The sequence below is a fragment of the Salipiger mucosus DSM 16094 genome (assembly GCF_000442255.1).
Classification (GTDB): domain Bacteria; phylum Pseudomonadota; class Alphaproteobacteria; order Rhodobacterales; family Rhodobacteraceae; genus Salipiger; species Salipiger mucosus.
The window spans coordinates 129,063-146,046 of sequence record NZ_KE557283.1 but is presented as its reverse complement, the minus strand read 5'-3'; the positions used below and the strand labels follow the sequence as shown (position 1 = coordinate 146,046).

General features: G+C 62.9%; 13 protein-coding genes. 9 read left to right on the top strand and 4 right to left on the bottom strand.

What is annotated here, in order from left to right; all coding sequences use genetic code 11:
• On the top strand, window positions 1–246 hold a 246-nt coding region (locus SALMUC_RS23085; protein WP_198014669.1), incomplete at its 5' end, for an ElyC/SanA/YdcF family protein.
• A gap of 43 nt (window positions 247–289) precedes the next feature.
• Here the strand turns inward: SALMUC_RS23085 and SALMUC_RS23080 are convergent.
• Window positions 290–721, bottom strand: coding sequence for a DUF1489 family protein (locus SALMUC_RS23080; RefSeq protein ID WP_020042560.1), 432 nt, complete (start codon window positions 719–721; stop codon window positions 290–292).
• 113 nt (window positions 722–834) lie between these two features.
• Between SALMUC_RS23080 and SALMUC_RS23075 the strand changes: the two genes are divergently transcribed.
• The 5 genes from SALMUC_RS23075 (at window position 835) to SALMUC_RS23055 (ending at window position 8,741) form a co-directional block, all read left to right on the top strand.
• Window positions 835–3,123 carry an adenosylcobalamin-dependent ribonucleoside-diphosphate reductase gene (locus SALMUC_RS23075; protein WP_020042561.1) on the top strand — a complete coding sequence of 763 codons (2,289 nt, stop codon included), beginning with the start codon at window positions 835–837 and terminating at the stop codon, window positions 3,121–3,123.
• 302 nt (window positions 3,124–3,425) lie between these two features.
• A complete protein-coding gene (locus SALMUC_RS23070; protein ID WP_020042562.1) occupies window positions 3,426–4,244 on the top strand; it encodes a DUF5131 family protein in 819 nt (272 codons plus the stop codon).
• Window positions 4,245–4,271: 27 nt separating this feature from the next.
• Window positions 4,272–5,528: a three-Cys-motif partner protein TcmP gene (locus SALMUC_RS23065; protein WP_020042563.1), complete on the top strand. Its 1,257-nt coding sequence runs from the start codon at window positions 4,272–4,274 to the stop codon at window positions 5,526–5,528.
• 86 nt (window positions 5,529–5,614) lie between these two features.
• Complete coding sequence (locus SALMUC_RS23060) at window positions 5,615–7,312, top strand: ATP-dependent nuclease (RefSeq protein WP_020042564.1); 1,698 nt, start codon at window positions 5,615–5,617, stop codon at window positions 7,310–7,312.
• The gene (locus SALMUC_RS23055) at window positions 7,305–8,741 is read left to right on the top strand and encodes a UvrD-helicase domain-containing protein (RefSeq protein ID WP_020042565.1); all 1,437 of its coding nucleotides are present in this window, start codon (window positions 7,305–7,307) and stop codon (window positions 8,739–8,741) included. The genes SALMUC_RS23060 and SALMUC_RS23055 overlap by 8 nt, the downstream gene beginning before the upstream one ends.
• A gap of 236 nt (window positions 8,742–8,977) precedes the next feature.
• Here SALMUC_RS23055 and SALMUC_RS23050 read toward each other — a convergent pair whose 3' ends face one another.
• Window positions 8,978–10,393: an SNIPE associated domain-containing protein gene (locus SALMUC_RS23050; protein WP_020042566.1), complete on the bottom strand. Its 1,416-nt coding sequence runs from the start codon at window positions 10,391–10,393 to the stop codon at window positions 8,978–8,980.
• A 229-nt stretch (window positions 10,394–10,622) separates the two neighbouring features.
• Here SALMUC_RS23050 and SALMUC_RS28545 point away from each other — a divergent pair, with 229 nt between their 5' ends.
• Window positions 10,623–11,849: a hypothetical protein gene (locus SALMUC_RS28545; RefSeq protein WP_020042567.1), complete on the top strand. Its 1,227-nt coding sequence runs from the start codon at window positions 10,623–10,625 to the stop codon at window positions 11,847–11,849.
• A gap of 413 nt (window positions 11,850–12,262) precedes the next feature.
• The gene (locus SALMUC_RS23035) at window positions 12,263–13,624 is read left to right on the top strand and encodes a sensor histidine kinase (protein ID WP_020042568.1); all 1,362 of its coding nucleotides are present in this window, start codon (window positions 12,263–12,265) and stop codon (window positions 13,622–13,624) included.
• A gap of 623 nt (window positions 13,625–14,247) precedes the next feature.
• Here SALMUC_RS23035 and SALMUC_RS23030 read toward each other — a convergent pair.
• Both SALMUC_RS23030 and SALMUC_RS23025 read right to left on the bottom strand, forming a co-directional pair.
• The gene (locus SALMUC_RS23030) at window positions 14,248–15,360 is read right to left on the bottom strand and encodes a patatin-like phospholipase family protein (RefSeq protein WP_021120873.1); all 1,113 of its coding nucleotides are present in this window, start codon (window positions 15,358–15,360) and stop codon (window positions 14,248–14,250) included.
• A 317-nt stretch (window positions 15,361–15,677) separates the two neighbouring features.
• Window positions 15,678–16,352, bottom strand: coding sequence for an HAD family hydrolase (locus tag SALMUC_RS23025; RefSeq protein WP_020042570.1), 675 nt, complete (start codon window positions 16,350–16,352; stop codon window positions 15,678–15,680).
• A 308-nt stretch (window positions 16,353–16,660) separates the two neighbouring features.
• Between SALMUC_RS23025 and SALMUC_RS23020 the strand changes: the two genes are divergently transcribed.
• A complete protein-coding gene (locus SALMUC_RS23020) occupies window positions 16,661–16,876 on the top strand; it encodes a YjiS-like domain-containing protein (protein WP_020042571.1) in 216 nt (71 codons plus the stop codon).
• Window positions 16,877–16,984 lie beyond the last annotated feature (108 nt).

Here is a 16,984-nt window from a genome sequence, read left to right as displayed (position 1 = left end):
GCGGCATCGACGAGCACCGAGGAGAACATCCGGTTCGCCCTGCCGGTGCTCGAGCGGCTGGGCGCGCGGGAGGTCGTGGTGGTCACCGACGGCTACCACGCGCCGCGGGCGCGGCTGGTGGCGCGGCGGCTGGGACTGGTGGCGCGGAGTTCCTCGCCGCGGGCGCGGCTCTCGCGGCGGCGGCTGCGGGCGGCGCTGCGGGAGGTGCCGGCGTACGTCTGGTACGGGCTTTCCGTACGGCCCTGAGCCGGGCGCGACCTGTACGGAAATGCCGTACGACCGGTACGCCTCAGAGCACGCCGATCTCGGCCAGGGCGCCGGCGAGTTCGGGCGGCAGGCTCTCTTCGCTCTCGCGGCCTTCGGGCAGGTCGCCCTGCGCGTCGGAGGGCGCGAGGTAGCGCCAGCCCTGGAAGGGGCGGCGCGGGGCCGTGTAGGTGCGGATCAGCCCCGGTTCGAGCACGATGGCGCAGCGTTCGACCCCGTCGTGGCCGGTCACGCGGTCGAGCCGCAGGATGCGCTGGCGGCACTGCACCAGGCCCTTGATGACCCAGTAGATCGAGCCGCCGTTCAGCACCGCCTCGGAGCGCCGCGGCCACATCCGGGTGACGTGGCGCGGGCATCCGTCGGGGCCCTGGGCCGCGGGCGTGGCCTGCCAGGCGGCGAGGCTCTCGACGCTGTCGGTTCCGACGCTGAGCTTGATGAGATGGGTGACGTCTGCCAAAGATTCTTCCCCTTCCTGCCCTTCATATTGTAGGGTTGTCTGCACCGGCTGCAAGCTGTAGCGGAAGCCCCTCAAGCCATCTTGAGCATTCCCCCCGACAGAAGAGATCCGACATGACCCGTTTCGCCGCCCCCATTGCCGAACAGATCTGGGACATGAAATACCGCTTCAAGGCGGCCGACGACACGCCGCACGACCTGACGGTCGAGGACAGCTGGCGCCGAATCGCCCGCGCCCTTGCCGCGCCCGAGGCGGAGCCGGAGGCCTGGGAAGGCCGGTTCTACACCGCGCTGGAGGACTTCAAGTACCTGCCCGCCGGGCGCATCGTCGCCGGGGCGGGCACGGCGCGCAGCGTGACGCTGTTCAACTGCTTCGTCATGGGCACGATTCCCGACAGCATGGCGGGCATCTTCGACATGCTGAAGGAGGCCGCGCTGACCATGCAGCAGGGCGGCGGCATCGGCTACGACTTCTCGACCATCCGCCCGCGCGGTTCGGCGGTGCACGGGGTGGCCGCCGATGCCTCGGGGCCGCTGTCGTTCATGGACGTCTGGGACGCCATGTGCCGCACGATCATGTCCGCGGGTTCGCGCCGGGGGGCGATGATGGCCACCATGCGCTGCGATCATCCCGACATCGAGGACTTCATCGCCGCCAAGTCCGACAGCGCGCGGCTGCGCATGTTCAACCTGTCGGTGCTGGTCTCGGACGCCTTCATGGAGGCGGTGAAGGCCGATGGGTCGTGGGATCTCGTCTTCGAGGGCAAGATCTACCACACCGTGCAGGCGCGCGACCTGTGGAACCGCATCATGCAGGCGACTTACGACTACGCCGAGCCGGGCGTGATCTTCATCGACCGCATCAACGAGCAGAACAACCTCAACTACGTCGAGACCATCGCCGCCACCAACCCCTGCGGCGAGCAGCCCCTGCCGCCCTACGGCGCCTGCCTGCTGGGCTCGATCAACCTCGCGCGGCTGGTCTCGGACCCCTTCTCGGACGCGGCCCGCATCGACGACGCCGACCTCGACGGGCTGGTTGCGACCGCCGTGCGCATGATGGACAACGTGGTCGACGTCTCGCGCTTCCCGCTGCCGGCGCAGGCCGAGGAGGCGCAGAACAAGCGCCGCATCGGGCTGGGGGTCACCGGTCTTGCCGACGCGCTGCTCATGAAGGGCCTGCGCTACGGCACGCCCGAGGCCGCCGAGCAGACCGAGGCCTGGCTGCACCGCATCGCCCGCGCCTCCTACCTCGCCAGCGTCGAACTCGCGAAGGAGAAGGGCGCCTTCCCGCTCTTCGACGCCGAGAAATACCTCGCCTCGGGCAACATGATGCGCATGGACGACGATGTCCGCGAGGCCGTCCGCGCCCACGGCATCCGCAACGCGCTGGTGACCTCGATCGCGCCCACGGGGACGATCTCGCTCTACGCGGGGAACGTCTCCTCGGGGATCGAGCCGGTCTTCGCCTATGCCTATACCCGCAAGGTGCTGCAGAAGGACGGCACCCGCACCGAGGAGGAGGTCGTCGATTACGCCGTGCAGATGTGGCGCGACCGCATGGGCGACGCCGCGCTGCCGGACTACTTCGTGAACGCCCAGACGCTCGCGCCCGAGGAGCACGTGCGCATGCAGGCGGCGGCGCAGAAGTGGATCGACTCGAGCATCTCGAAGACGATCAACGTGCCCGAGGACATCTCCTTCGAGGCCTTCAAGGACGTCTACATGCAGGCCTACGAGACGGGCTGCAAGGGCTGCACCACCTACCGGCCGAACGAGGTGACAGGGTCGGTTCTGAGCGTGGCCGAGGAGAAGAAGGAGGCGCCCGAGGTGATCGCCACCCCGGCGGTCGAGCCCGAGCAGCCGCACGGCGACGTCATCTACATGTCCGACCCGCTCGACCGGCCGCAGGCGCTGGAGGGCCAGACCTACAAGCTCAAGTGGCCCGACAGCGAGCACGCGATCTACCTGACGATCAACGACATCGTGGTGGGCGGCAAGCGGCGGCCCTTCGAGGTCTTCATCAACTCCAAGAACATGGAGCACTACGCCTGGACGGTGGCGCTGACGCGGATGATCTCGGCGGTCTTCCGGCGCGGCGGCGACGTGTCCTTCGTGGTCGAGGAGCTGAAGGCGGTCTTCGACCCGCGCGGCGGCGCCTGGGTGCAGGGCAAGTACATCCCCTCGATCCTCGCGGCCATCGGCGGCGTGATCGAGCGCCACATGATCGCCATCGGTTTCCTCGCGGGCGAAGGGCAGGGCCTCAAGGCCGACCCGACAGCGCAGGTCGTTGGCCTCGACGCGCCCCGCGGCAAGGCCTGCCCCTCCTGCGGGCAATACGAGATGCGCATGATCGAGGGCTGCATGACCTGCGGCAGCTGCGGCTACTCGAAGTGTCAATAGCCATCGACTAAGTCCATTATTATCTGTCCGACAACCGATAAAATGACCATCGCCGGGGGTTCTTGGCCATTTTGACACGCGGTTAGTGTCCATGGGCTATTATAGGCCGGTTTGGTCGCCAATACTGGTGTCGTTGCGGGCACGGCCAGAACAACCTGGCTGCACGATCTCGCGGTCCTCCAAGTAGCGAATGGAAGCTCCCCTCTGCACAAAGGGTCGATGGCGTAGCTGCGAACTTGGTCGCGGCGGTCTTCTCAGATGAAGAGAACTATGAGAGAACATCGCCGAGCAGGAGATCCGCGATGGGCGCAAACTCTAAGATCGAATGGACCACCCATACCTTTAATCCGTGGTGGGGCTGCACGAAAGTTTCGGAGGCCTGCAAACACTGCTATGCCGAAAGCTGGGCGAGGCGTCTGGGCAAGGACGTCTGGGGGCCGACGACCAGCAGGCGCTTCTTCAGCGACCAGCATTGGCGTCAGCCGGTCAAATGGAACCAAGATGCAGAAGGGCTCGTCGAACGGCCGCGGGTGTTCTGCGCCTCCATGGCGGATGTTTTTGAGGACCGAACCGAATTGGCGGCGCATCGGGACCGCCTGTTCGATCTTATCGAGGAGACACCTAACCTAGATTGGCTTCTGCTGACTAAACGTCCTCAGAATGTCGAGAGGCTCGCGCGCTGGACATCGGACTGGCCGGACAATGTGTGGCTCGGAACGACGGTCGAGCTCCAGAGCCGAGCCGACGAGCTGCTACCTTATCTTTCAGCGATCCCGGCAAGAGTACGCTTCATCTCGGCGGAACCCTTGCTCGGTGAACTTCAGCTGCAGGCGTGGCTCGGATCGTCGATAGACTGGGTGATCACGGGTGGCGAGAGCGGACCGAAGGCAAGGCCGGCATCTCCCCAGTGGTTCCGTTCCCTCCATCTGCAGTGCATGGAAAGCGGCGTCGCATTCCACTTCAAGCAATGGGGCGACTGGGCGCCAGGCGATGGCGAGAACCTGCCCGCCGAGAAGGTGCGCCGTGCCCAGGACGGAACGTCCATGGTGCGCGTCGGAAAGCGCAATGCGGGGCGAACGCTCGATGGTTGCGAGTGGAACCAGCTACCGATCGCGAGATGACGAAGGCGGCATGGCAAGGCGGGGTAAATGGTAAGATCACAGTATGATTGGGATGCGGGCGCGGAGATCAAGGATCACTCGCTTCGGAAGCACAAGATCCTCCGGGAGTATTTCGCAAAATACCTGAGAGTGCGGTGCGTCTCCCCGTTCCAGGAAAAGTTCCGGTTGGCGGTCGTCGACGGCTTCTGCGGAGGCGGTTCCTACCAGGGGGGTGCGCAGGGCTCTCCACTGATTTTTCTCGAGGAACTGAAGGTCGCCTCCACCGAGTTGAACGCGGTCCGGAGTTCCCAGGGACTGAAGCCCATCACCATCGAGTGCCTGCTCATCCTGAACGACAAGAATCCCGACGCGATCGAAGGCCTGAAGTTGAGCCTCCAGCTGATCGAGGCCGAGATCCGGGACAGGTTTCGGCACCTTAGAATCGAGTTGCGCATCTTCAACCAGGCGTTCGAGGAAGCGTGCCCCGAAATCGAAGAGCTGCTGCGGCGCGGTGGCTACCAGAATGCGCTCTTCAACTTGGACCAGTACGGCCACAATCAGGTCGATCGCCGCACTTTGCAGCGGATCATGCGGGCGCCCCGAGCCTCGACGGAAGTCTTCTACACGTTCTCCATTCAGGGTCTGGTGTCATTCCTGAAACGGACCGACCCGGCCGGTTTGAAAGCTCAGCTACGCTATCTTGATCTGCCCGAGGATCAGCTCGGGATCTTCTGGGAACCTATGTCGAAGGGCGAGTTTCTTGGCGTCGCTGAGCGACTGGTTTTCGAAGCCTTCGAGAGCTGTGGCACCTTTCATAGCCCGTTCTCCATCAACAACCCGGGTGGGTGGCGTTACTGGTTGATCCATTTTTCGCGCTCTTACCGAGCGCGACAGGTCTACAACGACGTCTTGCATTCGAACAGCACGGCCCAGGCACATTTCGGGCGTTCCGGTCTCAACATGCTGTCCTACGATCCCATGCAGGAGGGTGGGCTGTACCTGTTCGACCTGCCGGGACGGGAACAGGCGAAGGAGCAACTCGCAGAAGACATCCCCCGCCTTGTGGCCGGAAGCGGCGACGCGATTCAGATGGAGGCGTTCTACGAGGGGATCTACAACCAGACGCCGGCCCATGCGGATGACATTCATGAAACGATCATGGACCACCCTGATCTGGAAGTGCTAACGGATAAGCACGGGAAGCGGCGCAGGGGCAGTTCAATCCGGACAAGTGATGTCCTGCGCCTGAAAGAGCAGCGGACCTTCTTCCCGCTCTTTTCGAAGCCGGTCGGCAGTTCGGGATAGGCAAGCTTTGAAACGCTGCGCTCCTTTGGTAGCACGGCCGACCGGGTTCCGGCGATCGATACGTCTTTAAATTTCAGGGTTGGTGCATGAGGGTCAGGAAGCTCAGTATCCAAAATTTTCGCGGTATCAGCCATCTCGAATGGCAGCCATCGGACGGGATAAACTGCCTTGTCGGCCCCGGGGATAGCGGAAAATCGACGATCATTGATGCGCTGGATTGGTGCCTCGGTGCGCGTCGAACGCTGCCCGTTAGCGATGCCGACTTCTTCGCACTCGACGTCGACGATCCGATCGTCGTCGAGTGCGTTCTTGGTGATCTCGACGATGGTCTGAAAAACCTCGATGCCTACGGCGCCTTTCTCCGTGGGCTCACTGACGAGGGCGATCTGGAAGACGAACCCGGCAATGGTCTCGAGACGGTTCTCGTGCTTCGGCTCCAGATCGAAAACGATCTCGCCGGCCAGTGGCAATTGGTATCGCCCCGTGCCGAGGACTTGGGCCAGGCCCGGGGACTGAGCTGGAGCGATCGGGTCTCGGTCGCGCCGACACGGATCGGTACGTTCGCCAATCAACATCTCGGATGGCAGCGCGGTTCGATCCTGAACCTGCTGGCCAACGAACGTGCCGACGCGTCAGCCCAACTGGCCGAAGCTGGGCGGCAGGCGCGAAAAAGCTTCGGGGACTCTGCGGGCGAACAGCTCGCGGAGACGCTCGGGATCGTAGACGAAGCAGCAGACGAACTTGGCGTAGGCGTCGGCGAAGAGGCCAGAGCGATGCTCGACGCGCATTCCTTGAACTTTTCGGGCGGCACAATTGCCCTGCACGACGGCAACGGCGTGCCGTTGCGAAAGCTCGGCATGGGTTCTAGCCGGTTACTGATCGCCGGACTGCAGCGCAGGATCGCCGAGCGGTCTTCCATAGCATTGGTCGACGAGGTCGAGATCGGGCTCGAGCCTCACCGCATTTCCAAGTTCCTCACTGCCTTGGGGTCGAAGCAGGCTGAGCCGCCGATGCAGGTCTTCATGTCCACGCACTCACCTGTCGTCCTGCGCGAACTGAAGAGCCCACAGCTTGGCCTTGTGCGCGCCGGTCAGAACCACTCAGTGATGCCGGCGGGCCATACGGACGACGTTCAGGCAACACTGCGAAGCGCGCCGGAAGGATTCCTGGGACTTCATGTACTGATTTGCGAAGGCGCGACGGAGGTGGGCCTTCTTCGCGGCCTCGACCTGTACCTCAGCGACTGCAACCGGCCGACGTTTCAGGCCGCAGGCGGGGTCGTCGTCGACGGGGGCGGGGTATCGCGCGTATATCGCAAGGCTTTGCCGTTCTCGGAGTTGTTGTATCACGCGGCCGTACTCCGAGACGATGATGTGCAGCCGGATGCGGCGGATGAGCAGCGCTTCGAAGACCGAGCAGGAACCGTTTTCAAATGGACTGTAGGGTGGGCGTTCGAGGAAGAGCTTTTCGATTGTCTCAGCGACGACGGCATCGAGAACATGTGGGAGTTCCTCATTGGGGTGCGTCGTGAAGAAAAGCTGGTCGAACATTTGCGCAATGTCAAAAACGGTTCTGTCGATATCGACACGCTCCTTTCCGATCCCGATGACGACGATCGGGCTCTTCTTGCCAAGGCAGCAAAGAAGGGCAGTTGGCTGAAGCGAATCGATATCATGGAGGAGGCGGCGCACCGGGTGGTGGGACCGGATCTCGTCAACATGAAGGACGACTTCACTGACGTGATCGGCAGCGTCTACGAGTGGGCAGGCGTGGACTATGACTGACGTCGATCTTCTGGACATTCGGCGTGGGTCGATCGTTGCGCCAGCCGGCTGTGGCAAGACCCAGCTGATCGTAGATGCGCTCAGCAACGCGAAAGCGCCTCTGCCGTATTTGATCCTTACTCATACCAATGCCGGCGTCGCCGCCCTCCGGCATCGCCTCAATCGGCAGGGCGTCGGCCGCTCCGCGTATCGTGTCGCCACGATAGATGGTTGGTGCATGCGGCTTGCGGCATTGTTCCCGATGCGATCCGGATATAGCGATGGCCTGCAACCGAAGACCCCCAGCTATCCCAAGATCCAGAAGGCTGCACGGAAGCTGCTGGAAGAGGGACACCTTCGCGACATCCTGCCGGCGAACTACGCCGGGCTCGTCGTAGATGAGTATCAGGATTGCTCCGTGGGTCAGCACGCGATCGTCTATTTTGCCTCCCGTCATCTGAAGACTTGCGTGCTTGGCGATCCGATGCAGTCGATCTTCGGCTTTGGCCAGAACCAGCTGGCGGATTGGGAGGGCGATGTCTGCCGCCACTTTCCGACAGCTGTCGAACTGGACCGACCTTGGCGATGGATCAATGCCGGCAACGAGCCTTTGGGGCGTTGGTTGCTTGATGCCAGGCAGGAGCTGATGGCTGGGAGACCGATCGACCTGCGCACGGCACCGAATTCCGTCAAATGGAGCGTCCTGCAGGGAGGCAATGGCAACTTCGACGCTCTCGTCGATGCTGCACGGGTCCACCACAGGGCTGCTGGAGAAACGTCCCTGGTAATTGGCGACAGTCGATCCGCAAGCAGTCGATACCGGGTGGCCAAGCGCATTCCGAATATGGTGACGATCGAGCCGGTGCATCTTAAGGACCTGGTCTCCTACGCAATGGCTCTCGATCTCGGAGATGGATACTCGGTCGGCGAAACCCTCGAGTTCGCTGAATCGGTCATGACCAATGTCGGGGCGACCGATGTCATGTCCAGGGTGAAGACGCTGAAGGCCGGGTCGGGCCGGAAGCCGCCGACCGACTTCGAATTTATCGTCATGCAAGTCTTGGACGCGCCTTCGTATCAAGGGCTCGCGGCAATCCTATCTGCGTGTTCGGCGAGATCTGGCACGACTGTCTTCCGGCCTAGCGTGCTCCGCGCGGCGTTGCGCGCACTTGAATTGACCTCTGATGGTAGCGGCATGACCTTTGGCGAGGCTGCTGTTCGTGTCCGAGAGGAGAACAGGACCGTCGGACGCCAGCTGCCCAAATCTGCGATAGGGTCGACACTGCTGCTGAAAGGTCTCGAGGCGGACCACGTCGTTGTGTTGAATGCCGATGAGCTGGATGCAAGAAACCTGTATGTTGCGATGACCCGCGGTGCCAAGTCTGTCACCATCTGCGCCCAGGGGGCCATTCTGAATGGGCAGACCGAGTACAAGGGCGCCTCGAGTTGACTGCGAGACGAAGCAGAGTCCCGATCTCATGATGCGCCAAGACGCACCCTTGTGTCCTGCCAAAGAATTGCGCCGTGCGGCGGCCGATACGCAATCGACCAACCGATCGTCCTGACCTTCGCGCGGAAGAACATCGCCTCGTAGGCGGCAACAGCTTCGGCGAACCCGCGATCTTTCAGCCTTAGGGCGTTGCGATTGAAGGGATGTTCTAGAGTGGGGGCGATTGGCACGCAGGCTCAAATTGCCTCGGGAAGCACCTCTTCAGGAACAACTCTCCGGAGCACATCCGCCTCCTCGCGCCGCCGCGCCAGCGTCTCGTGCCACTCCTGTGCCTCGCGATCCTTGAAGAAGTTCGCGCTCGGCGCCAGCCGACCCACAGCGTCCTCAACCTCATCGAGATCGACCCGGAAGAACTCCTTGCGCATGTTCGACGCATTGATGCGGCGGTCCGCGAACTCGCGGTGAAGGGCGGTCTCGAGTGCCGGCGCTTCCTCGGAATAGATCATCGCGTGCGTGTCGAACCCGAACGGAACGCTGGCATCGCCGAGCTCCTTCACGCGGTCGTCGGGGTCGAGCCTGCGGGTCAGACCGATCTTCACGACGTCCTCGCCGAAGGAGCCGACGTTGGAGATGATGTAGACGTAGCCGGACTTGGTCATCTCGGCCATCGCGCGGGCCCGTTCGCTCGCCGCATGGGCCTCGGCGAGGGCGGCCTCGAGTTCGGCGACCCGTCCCTCGTCGACGCCGGCCTCCTTGCGCGCCTTGTCGAGCAGCGCCTGGTACTTGCGCTCCTCACGTTCGGCCGCCTCGGCCTCGGCCAATAGCTTCTTCTCCTCGCGTTCAGCGCGGGCGAGCTCGGTCCTCTCTTCCTTCTCGAGCTTGAGCTGCTCCCGGTACTCGTGGGTCAGGTGGAGCTCGTCGAGCTTCAGTGCGACATAGTTCTCCGAGATGGTCAGGTTCATGGAGGAGTTCGCGCTGTTGATCTGCTTCGCGGCATTGAGGATCCGCTTCTCCATCGCCACGACGTTGTTCCAGCGGGTGTTCGCGATTGCCGCCTCGCACTCGTTGTTGAAGGCCCGCATCGTCAGGCGTGTCTGGCGGTTGATCATGGTCTGGCCCTTCGAGCGACTGCCTTCTACGACCCAGTCCGTCGGGCAGAGGGTGGCATGCTTTGCCGAGACCATGGCCTTCTGCTTGTCGCGGACCTCCTTGATCTTCGCCTTGAACGCCTCGCTGTCGCCGAAGTCGAAATGGGGCTCGTAGATGCCGAGCTCGGCGAAGGCCAGCCGCTCATCGTAGACGGCAACCTGGTGTTCGAGGCGTTTCAGGGTCTCATGTTTCGTCGCGTAGGACGCGCGCAGCTCGTCGATGTTACCCTGGTGCGCCCGTGCCTGCGCATCCAGGCGAGCGACCTCCGCCTCCTTGTCGATGATCGGCGCGTAGCGCGCTTCCAGCTCTTGCCGCTTCTGGGTCTCTTCGTGCGTGACCTTTTCAAGTTCCTTCGCACCGCGTTGCTTTTCCTCCTCGAGCGCTTTGCCGAGCCTGGTCGCGCGACGGCGGGCTTTGATGTAAAGGACGAGGAATAGCGGAAAGCCGAACAGGAAGACGAGAAAGACTACGGCGAATAGGATGTCGGGATTGATTGCAGGCATCGGCAATGACCTCATTGATATGCGCCGATCCCACACGGATTATCCCCTCCGATCAAGGTGAACTCGTTCGGCTCTTAGGCATTGATGTGGTAGTCGTGGCGCAGCGAATGCCGGGTGTGAGGCAGAATGCAGATGGACGGATCCATGGCAGTGGAGAGGGAGACTCGGACCCGGTCACGAAGACCGTGGCGAGCGCGCGACATTCTGCGCAGGCGCGAGACAGCAGGAGATGCGTGAGGCAGTAGAGTCGCACGGCGCCCCGGAAAACCGGATCGCAGAGACGTGGCGGGTCGGCTTCGAGCTCGAGGTCGTGCTCGGCGATCTCGGTAATCCCCGCTTCTCGGATTTCGGCCCGATGGATATCGCCACCCTCGAGTATTGCCGGACTGTTGCGGGCGTCCTGTCCTCGGCGACGGGTGAGACGTGGACCGCTCCGCGCAAGGCGTCTCGAAAGACCGGCTTCTTCGTTATCCCGGAGTACGACATCGACCCGATCGCCTTCCCCCACAGCGATCAGATCGCCGGTGTGGAGCTGGTCACGCCGCCCATGCCGCTGGCGGAAGCCGATGACCTTCGTCGGCACATCTCAGACGCTATTTTCGACCTCGATGGCTCCGACAATGCCGATCGTGACGCGTTCACTTCGGATCTCGGTTGGCACATCAATATCGATCCAGGCAATCCGAACCGCGAACTCGCTGCGGATCTCTTCTGCGTGGGCGTCGATGAGATTGACATGCTCTGGAGATCCCGACGCCTGGGGCGTCGCTATACCGGGCTGCAGCGGCATGGTTACGGGCCGCGATTGCTGCGTGAGCTGCAGGCGCCAAGCCCGTTTATGGCGGCCGATCTCAACTTGGCGAACTTTCTCAGCGATCAAGCAGGAGCGTCGAAGCGTTTCGCCGCCAACTTCGCCCGCGACGCCTATGTCGAGCTCCGGCATTATGGAACGCCCGATTTCTTCGGTGGAGTTGCCCTAGCGGAGCTCATCGGTGAGCCAATTCGCGCTTTCCAAATGGATCACACAAGCGCCGGAGCGTCGCGAGAGCATCTGTTGGCGCTGTTTCGAATTCTCGCCGGTTGGCTGGCGGATAACCGGTCCCGGCTGGGCTTCGCGCCCCACGAGGACAGTGGGACATCCCTGTGCTTCGCGACGCTCCTCTTCGACAACGAGGAGGTGGGCCTCTTCAGATGGTCGGGGACGGCCACGATCGAACTCTGGGGAGCGGACCGATACCAAACCATCGTCGGCGCGTGGGGGCAGGCACAAGCCGATCTCCCGGAAGTCTTCGCCCTGCTTTGCCTCGACCTCGCGGAGCTGCGTGCGATCGAGGGGGCCGTTGCCGTGAAGAGCGCCGCTCTCGTCGCTGCGATCGGCAACCTTGCGGATCGGATCGAAGAGGCTGGACTTGCCGCGCGCCCTGCGAAAGTTCGCGGCGAGTGGTGGGCCCGCTGATCGGTAGGACGTGATCGATGCTCCTGAGCCTTCTGGCACCAGTCTGGAAGATTGCCGGGGCGCATGGGTCGATGCAGATTGGAGACGGCATTGCCTCACTACCGATCCGGCGCTTGCTGACCTTTAACCTCCGCCCGCAGCGTGGCCCGACGCCATGCGCACCAGAGCCCCTTGTCAACAAGCACGCAATCGGAACTCTGACACATTTGATGCAGCTTCTGCTTCATGCGCCGGCCACAAGACGCGCTCGCAGCAACTCTATATTGGCGCGGCCAACCGCACCGGGACGACCTTCCCTTGGTCCGCCAATCTGAAGGACAAAATTTGCCACAGTTGCCCGGTACCCGCCGGAATCGACACTGGAGTGGCCGTAGTCAGCGCGCCGGTTCCGCTGTTGGCAAAGGATAAGGCTGTTGAGAACACTCGTTCCGCGAATAACCTCCGCCCTGGCGATTTCGGGCGCAGGAGGCGTCGGCTTCCTGTTCGCTCTCGAGGCAACAGCGGTGCCCGAGTGGATCGCCCTACTCGGAGCTCTCGCTTCGGTCACTGCGTTGGCTGGCGCGCTGTGTCTCGCCTTGGTTCTAGGGCCTCTGCAGCGCCGCCACCAGGAACTCCGTCGGGACTACGACAGGGCGACGAGGCGGCTGGAAGAGGCGCAGGAGGTCGGTCGCATCGGCTGGTGGAGCTACGATTTCAGCACCGGCCGGATCGAGGCCTCCCGGGCCCTGGCCCGGCTCTTCGGTCTCGATATCGAGGCGGCGCCCAGCACGCCCGACGAGTTCCTGGATCTCATTCTCGAGGAGGACCGGGCGCCTTTCAAGGCGGACTTGCAGAAAGCTGTCCGGACCCACGCAGCGAGCGACGTCACCTTCCGGGCCGTCGTGGAGGGCAGCCTGCGGGAGTACCGACTCCGGGCGCGCATCTCCTATGACGAGGCGGGACGCCCGGCCTGGTCCGTGGGCACCGTGCAGGACATCACCGAAGAGAGGCGGGGCGCCCGCGAGCGCGCGGCCTTCGTCAGCACCGTCACCCATGAACTGCGCACGCCGCTGACCTCCATCGTCGGCTCGCTGAGCCTGTTGCGCGGCGGTGCCATGGGAGAGGTGCCGACGAATATGCGCTCGGCTGTCAATATGGCCGAGGCCAACAGTCGGCGCCTCTCGGACCTCGTGGACGATATTCTCGATTCCGAGCGGCTGATGTCGGGCGAGATGCAGATGGAGTTCGAGGAGATCGGGCTTGAGGATTTCGCCGCGGAGGCCGTGGAAACTAACAGCGGCTACGGGGAGCAACTGGGCGTTGCCTTCCGCGATGAGATCGTAGCCGACGGGCTGGTCGTAAGGGGGGACAGGAGCCGGCTTCTGCAGGTCATGTCGAACCTGCTCTCGAATGCGGCGAAGTTCTCCGATGCGAATTCGGAAGTGATCGTGAAGGTAGCCCGCGAGGGGGACGAGGCGATCGTCAGCGTCATCGACCAGGGGCAGGGAATCCCGGAAGAGGCACAGGGAACCATCTTCGACCGCTTCACCCAAGCGCATGGCCACGCGGGCCGCAATGCCCACAGCACGGGCCTCGGCCTCAACATCTCCAAGCAGATCGTCGAGCGCCACGACGGCGTGCTGGAACTCAGTAGCAGCCCCGGGGAGGGGAGCACCTTCAGCGTACGGCTACCAGTTGAGCGGGTTGACCTTTCTCTCGGAGGTAATGGCACGCGGTCGGCGGCAGGTCTCTCCTCGGTCGGGCTGAATGCAATGATGTTGCTGGGGCTGGTCTGAGTCCGGCCAATCGCGAATTACCGGTCAGATCTGTCCAACTCCCAGCGGCCGATGAGGCATTCTCGTCGAGATGGTCGGCTTGTAGGATCGCGATGCGTAGACACTTGAGCTTCCCACTGAGGTGCTCCCCGATCATTGGATGTGACCCGACGTGGAAAACCGGGTCTGGCGCATTTTCGGTGCAGCTGATTCCTGGCAAAGCTACATTCGGGAAGTCTGGCGGCAGGTTGCCGGTGTCATCTGGGATGAAGCGACAGGCGTTACTGCCAGGAGGGCTGAAAGGGGAACGGATCGAGCTGCTTGAAGCCAAGGTGCTGATGCATGAGCCCCGAGCAATCCGCCTCTCGGATCGCTCGAGACCCTGATGCGCTGTCCGTTTTCCAATCCCAGGATTTCAGCGTGTTCGCGGACTACCCGATGTTCGCGACGATAGAAGCGAGGGACCTGCCAGAGAGATCCATGCTGCGCCAAATTTTCGATGACCATCCGCACAGCTTGCTCGCGGGTTCCCGGGCAATAACTTGTTCTCTGTCTGCTCATGATCGTTTCAGGCTACTCGAGAAGCGGAGTCTCCGCGGGGCCGGTGCGGTTCAGGTCTATCTGGTGCGCCAACGGGAGACAGTTCACCCCGCGATGCCTAGATGTCTCGAATTCCGATGGTAGCTGCTCGGCAAGTCCAACGAGCCGCGTCTGCCGATGTCGTCGCCGTGCCGGCTCAGGAAGTCGCCGGCAGTGTGGCGCCCTTCATCGCGCAGCGTCGTCAGGAACTCCCAATCGACGTTCATCTTGGAACTCCCGTCGCGATCGCTCATCGACGACGAGGCGATCCGGTGGAAGCGTTGGGAGAGAATTGACGAATGACGCGCGATAGACCTGAGGCGCGAACGCCGTGTCCAGGATCTGGCTCGGGAATCTGTGCTGCTCCGAGATCGGGCCTGGTGCTGCAATTCCGCGATCGTGCGGAGATCCCTGATGAGGGGCGCATTGAACGCGATCTCCTTCTCTCTATCAGCGATGGCCAGGGCGTTGCGCGGGACGCTCGGCCTTTCGATCGGACTGACCTGCACCAGAAGGATGTCGTACGGCTCCGCGTCTGCGACAAGCGGCATCATGCTTGGATTGCCAGTATATCCGCCATCCCAGTAGAGTTCGCCGTCGATTTCGATGGCGTGGAACAGGGAGGGCAGACACGCCGAAGCGAGCAGGACAGCGACACTGATCTCTTTCCCCGAGAAGACGCGGGCCTCGCCCGTGCGTACGTGGGTTGCCGTGACATAGAGAGTGAGGGGCCAGCTTCGAATCGCCTCGATGTCCAGCGTCTCTTCCAGCACCAACTGCAATGGATTGAAGCCGAGCGGATTGGCATCGTACGGTGAAATGACCCGCGCGCTCTGACTGACAACTGAGCGAGGTAGCATCCGGTCGGGTCGCAGGGGGCTCAGGACCAGTTCCAGAAGGGAGTGAACGTCGGCGTTCGCCGGACCATAGCTTCCGATCTTTCGCCAGAAGGCCTCGAGTGTCTCGCGTGCGCCGTCGCGACCGCCCGTGGCCAGCCCGGAGGTAAGGGCGGCAGCGTTCATGGCGCCCGCGGAGGTGCCGGAGATCGCGCTGATGTCGATCCAGTCTTCCTCGAGCAGGCGATCGAGAACACCCCATGTGAAGGCGCCATGCGCTCCGCCGCCTTGCAAGGCGAGCTTGAGGCGGAGCGGGGTCCTACGCGAACCGCGTTTTCTCATCTGCCAGATTCCCTCCGGCTCTGCGAAAGCGCGTTGCCGCAACCTCGCGGTCAACGAGCCATCATCCTGACCTCCCTTGTGTCTGTACCCTAGTACCCCTCGTCTCCCATCAAGCATCCCCGATGCCGATCGATCATAGGCTATGCTGCAACGCAGCGAAAGCAAGTGTGAGCATATCGCCTATGCATACGTGCCCGTCCGCCCAAGGTCGGATGGCGATGCCGTCATGCGGGTCCGGCGGGTGAGACCCATCCTGTCGCGCGCAGCAGCGTCCTCCGTGGACGGTTGCAGTCGGTTTGAAAGGCCCGAGCCAAGCACTATCGCCGCCCGCCGACTTCGTCGATGTGCTGGAGTAGGTCGGCGGGATCGTCATAGACCCGGATCGCGCCCGCCTGGCGCAGCTCGTCGCCACCGTAGCCACCACTCAGCAAGCCCACACCGAGGGCACGGCACCGCGTTGCTGCAAGAACGTCCCAGACGCTGTCCCCGACGATCAAGGACGTCTCCACGGGCGTGCCCAACTTCTCTGCCGCCGCGATGAAGAGATCCGGGTCGGGCTTCGCGTAGGTGACCTCATCGCGCGTGACAATCGTCGCATCTTGCGGATCGATGCCAAGCGCCCTGATGTTCAGCTCAGCGGTCTCCATACGGCCGCTGGTTGCGATCGCCCAGGGAATGTCGCGCTCCGAAAGCCACGTCAGGAGTTCCCTGGCTCCTGGGAGCGGCGAAATCTGATCCGCAAATCTTTGGTATGCTTCCGCATGCAGCCGGCGGAGGCGATCGACCCTCTCCGGGTCGATATCCACCCCGGTCTCCCGCAGCAGCTGGTTCGTGAAGAGCCCGCCGCTCATCCCGATCTTGCGGTGAATGCGCCAGACGGACAAGGCGATGCCCTCCGCCTCCAGTGCATGCCTCCAGGCGAGAACGTGCTGGTAGACACTGTCGACGAGTGTGCCATCGAGGTCGAAAATGAAGGCTGGTTCTCTGCGCATGAGAGTGCTCCGCTGTGCTGATACAAGGGCTCAATCGTGTCCCCGGTACCTAGATCGGGAAGGCCGATCCGGTCACCCACGGGCAGCGGGGTTGCGTACGTGGCATGCCCTGAATAGCCGGCAGAGGCGCTGAAAGGCGAGTGCAGGCGGGGCTCCGGTCGAACACCCGGGAGCTGTTGACCGAATTTCTCGGCATACCCTTGCTGCATGGCAGCATTCTCCAGAGATTCATTGTGCATCTGCAGCATGAGGCGCATCGTTGGCGCTAACGGGAGGTCAGGCACCTTACTCCTCACAGGAGGTAGACCATGGTCGATACCACTTTCACGAACCGGGCTGACGCATTCCGGGATACGCTCTTCCGGAAGCCCGTTGAGCAGTATCGCGTCCACAGGCTCCGGCGACGGACTTTTGGAAGAACCTTTGCCGAGCTTCAGGCGCTCTCCGACAGGGACCTGGAAGATATCGGTATCGCCCGTGAGAGGATCCGAACCATCGCGCGGGAGGCATCTTCGCGCGTTTGAGATGGGCCTAGCCCTGGTTGTGGCCGGGGTTTCGGTCCTGGCGGCGGTACCTTTCCTCCTCCCGGGTGCCGTCGCCCATCGAGTCTGGCGCAGGATGCAGGAGGTGGT